The following is a 3,009-nucleotide window of genomic DNA, read 5'->3' on the forward strand; positions in this document are numbered from 1 at the left end:
CGTGCCCTTCCGACCGTCATAAGAACCCGCTCCGAGCGGTTCCGCCACGTCAGCTTCGTCCGTCATGCCCGCTATCTCGGCAGGCAAGCCCGGGCATCTCAAGGCCACTGATGGCTGACGCTTACCGCCCATATCTGGAACCACTCAGAGGATGCGTTTCAGACCCAGTTCGACATTAGAGTGGCGCTTAATGAGGGGCAGATTGCCAGACTCTCGGAGGTGGCCCACGTCGTCGCCGAAGCTCCCGACGTCGCCGCTGGTCGTCTCAAAGACATTTTTCGCCGCGATCCAGACGCCTTCTTACTTTGCTTGCAGATGGCGGGGCTCACGCGGAACAAGATCCTCACCGATCTAAGGGCTGCTCGGAAGATGGGGAGTTTGATCGTAGTTCCGAGCGACCCACGGGCGCTGCCGCGATCCTCCGCATGGGCCGCAGCGGCCGAATATTTAATCCCAAGGTTGAGAAATGTCTTACGGCACCTGGCGAAGCCGGAACTTACCGTTGCCGACGCTTTTGAAGCAATCAACCAAGCCACGTGGCCGGGATGGATACGCCAAGAGCGGGCGAAGCGGAGCGGTCATGCCGCCGAAGGACGCTTGGCGACACTATTGCGCGATACGGGCATACCATTTGAACCGCGCGACAAGGCTGATAACCCGCTTTGTGCGGATGCATTAATTAATGGTGTGTCTTTCGATCTTGTCATACCGTCGGTTGCCGAACCAGCGGTCGTGGTGAAATCCACTGTCCACACGGCGAACATTGGCCAATTTGGTCAGTCGAAGGATCATCTGGAGGTGGTCACGGCCCGCAACTGGATCGAGGGCCGCGACCCCAAGTTGCGCAAACCCGTCCTGCTGGCTTTCATCGATGGTGTCGGATTTCGAAGCAATACAGCAGGTTTGAGCGGGGTTTTAAGGATTTCTGACCATTTCTGCCAATACCGCACAATATGGAAAGCTGTTGTTGTGTGCGGCTCCAAGTTAAAGCTGCCCGTTCAAGTCTACCTTCCAGACCAATACTTGCCGGATTTCGCATCTTTCTTGGATGAAGAAGGATTTTCAGACATTGTGTCGGGCCTTAATGCGGTGCCGAAAGCTGACCGCCCTTCACTTATCGAAGCTGGTGATGCGCTCATCCGTCCTCTTGGTGGTTAAAAAGCCCAGTTGAGAGCGCGCCTTGGGCAAGAGCCTGTCTGGCGAAGTGGACCTTTCGTGGCGCGAGCATGCCCGTCTGCATAGATGTCGAATGGAGCAGATCAATCGATCTCCAATCGGGCACCTCCCACGCCTCGCTGATCTTGGCTCGGATGACTGGCTCGAACTTATCTTCGATCTCAAAGCCGACGCCGCTGCGCCCCATCACCCGCGCGACCTTCAATGTGGTGCCGGAACCCAGAAAAGGGTCCAGCACCATGTCGCCTTCGCGACTGTAGCACTGGAGATAGAATGCTACCAGTTCTTCCGGGAAGGCGGCGATGTGATAGTTCATCTCTCGCACATTGGGCGGCCTGTACGCGGGCACCCGGATGACATTGCCGAGACAGCGTCCGGCCTTGTTCTTCTTCTCGGCCCTCGGGTCAGCAACGGCGTATTTTTGCGGTACGCGGGGTTTCGAGAAGTAGTAGTCGCTGCTGCCGTTCTTGGTGAAGACAAGCATGTATTCAACTTTGTTGTCCAGGATGCGCTCCATGTACGCGTTTGGCTGGGGCAACGCGTTAGGAACATACCAAGTGTTCACATCCCACAAGACCCAGCCTTTCATCCGTGAGGCAATATCGAAGGGGATAGGGTAGAGTCTTTTTTGGTGCCGCCGCATGTTAATGTTGACGATCAGAACGCCATTGTCTTTAGCTTTGCGAAAGCACTGCGCCCACACATCGTCAAGATCGGCCAAATAGCGTTCGTACTCGCTGTGCCCGATGGCGCCCGGCGTATCTCCATACGCCTTGAGGTTCCAATACGGCGGACTGGTGATCGAGAGCGTGACGGTCCCATCCGGGACGGCCTCCATGTTCTTGGATGAGCCGAACACCACCGTCTGGCCGTCCTGGGCGATCTGACGCATTCTGCGCACCTTTAACAAAGTCAGGCGGCGATTCGCGGCGCCGACAGGGACGGTTTACTCATAATGAGTAAGGTTGCGCAAGCTCCTCGGTCTGATGCCCGATCGTACCTTCTCACCCCGAGGCAGTGTGCGGCGGCTCGCGCTTGGCTCGGTTGGTCGCAAGCGTCGCTGGGGCGGGCCGCCGGGGTCGCCCGAAAAACCGTGTCGGACTTTGAGAAGGGTAGGCGCGAGCCGAACTGGCGCACTGCGAAGGAGATCATGTTAGCCTTCGAAAGACACGGATTGGAGGTCGGTCCAGGGTTGCTGAGGCACGTTGAGCGGTAGCGGATCGGTCAGGTGCGCAGCGCCTGCCTGCCCCGCCAATAGCAGGCCCACATGCGGGACACTGGGTGCTTAAGTGCCACCGCCGCTACGAGGTTGTGCAGCGTCCCATTTGACCGCCGGCGGGTATCCTCCCGCCACGCCATCTCGCGGGCATAGGCGCCGAGGTACTTGCCGCTGATGTGGTGGTGCTGGCCCCACTCGGCCCGGCGCAGGCGGGAGAAATAGCTTTCCGCTTGGTTCGTGCAGGCGCCGTCGAGGCTGAACGCGACGGTATGGTTGATCCGCTTCGTATCGAAAAAGGCGTGCAGCCCATCCCAGCCGGCTGCCTCATCGGCATGGACGGTCGTTCCCGGCTCCACGACTGCGCGGATGATCGGCAGCGCATCGGCTTCCTTCGCCACGACGAACGGCAAGGTCTTGCCGCCACGCTCGCGGGCGACCACCACGGACTGGCGCTTGCCAGTTTGATTCTCCAGCTTCCGCCGGTCCTTGGTAAGCGGGGACTTCAGGCTCATCTCGACTGCGGTTGACGCTCAGCCTTTTTCGGTGGTGACCCAGCACCACGGCATGAGTTCGTCGATACGGCTGTTGGGCCAGCCGTTGACGAGGCGGGTCAG

The 3,009-nt window shown here is 59.1% G+C and carries 3 protein-coding genes and 1 pseudogene; 2 read left to right on the forward strand and 2 right to left on the reverse strand.

Translation table 11 applies throughout. The annotated features are described in order from the left end of the window. Positions 1-219: 219 nt before the first annotated feature. The gene (locus HJG45_RS28160) at positions 220-1,158 is read left to right on the forward strand and encodes a hypothetical protein (protein ID WP_171617289.1); all 939 of its coding nucleotides are present in this window, start codon (positions 220-222) and stop codon (positions 1,156-1,158) included. On the opposite strand, the gene HJG45_RS28165 is transcribed toward HJG45_RS28160, so the two are convergent. After that, positions 1,136-2,068 carry a site-specific DNA-methyltransferase gene (locus HJG45_RS28165; RefSeq protein ID WP_171617290.1) on the reverse strand — a complete coding sequence of 311 codons (933 nt, stop codon included), beginning with the start codon at positions 2,066-2,068 and terminating at the stop codon, positions 1,136-1,138. The two genes, HJG45_RS28160 and HJG45_RS28165, sit on opposite strands and share 23 nt — an antisense overlap. A gap of 63 nt (positions 2,069-2,131) precedes the next feature. Here HJG45_RS28165 and HJG45_RS29610 point away from each other — a divergent pair, with 63 nt between their 5' ends. Beyond that, the gene (locus tag HJG45_RS29610) at positions 2,132-2,392 is read left to right on the forward strand and encodes a helix-turn-helix domain-containing protein (RefSeq protein ID WP_171617292.1); all 261 of its coding nucleotides are present in this window, start codon (positions 2,132-2,134) and stop codon (positions 2,390-2,392) included. An 8-nt stretch (positions 2,393-2,400) separates the two neighbouring features. On the opposite strand, the pseudogene HJG45_RS28175 reads toward HJG45_RS29610, so the two are convergent. Beyond that, positions 2,401-2,883 (reverse strand): annotated as a pseudogene (locus HJG45_RS28175) (transposase); the annotation flags it as partial. Positions 2,884-3,009 lie beyond the last annotated feature (126 nt).

This window comes from Roseicella sp. DB1501 (assembly GCF_013112485.1).
Lineage (GTDB): Bacteria > Pseudomonadota > Alphaproteobacteria > Acetobacterales > Acetobacteraceae > Paracraurococcus.

Excerpts from the sequence above, each read along its gene's own strand:
- HJG45_RS28165 (WP_171617290.1), bottom strand. The coding sequence starts at position 2,068 with ATGCGTCAGATCGCCCAGGACGGCCAGACGGTGGTGTTCGGCTCATCC.
- HJG45_RS29610 (WP_171617292.1), top strand. The coding sequence starts at position 2,132 with ATGAGTAAGGTTGCGCAAGCTCCTCGGTCTGATGCCCGATCGTACCTT.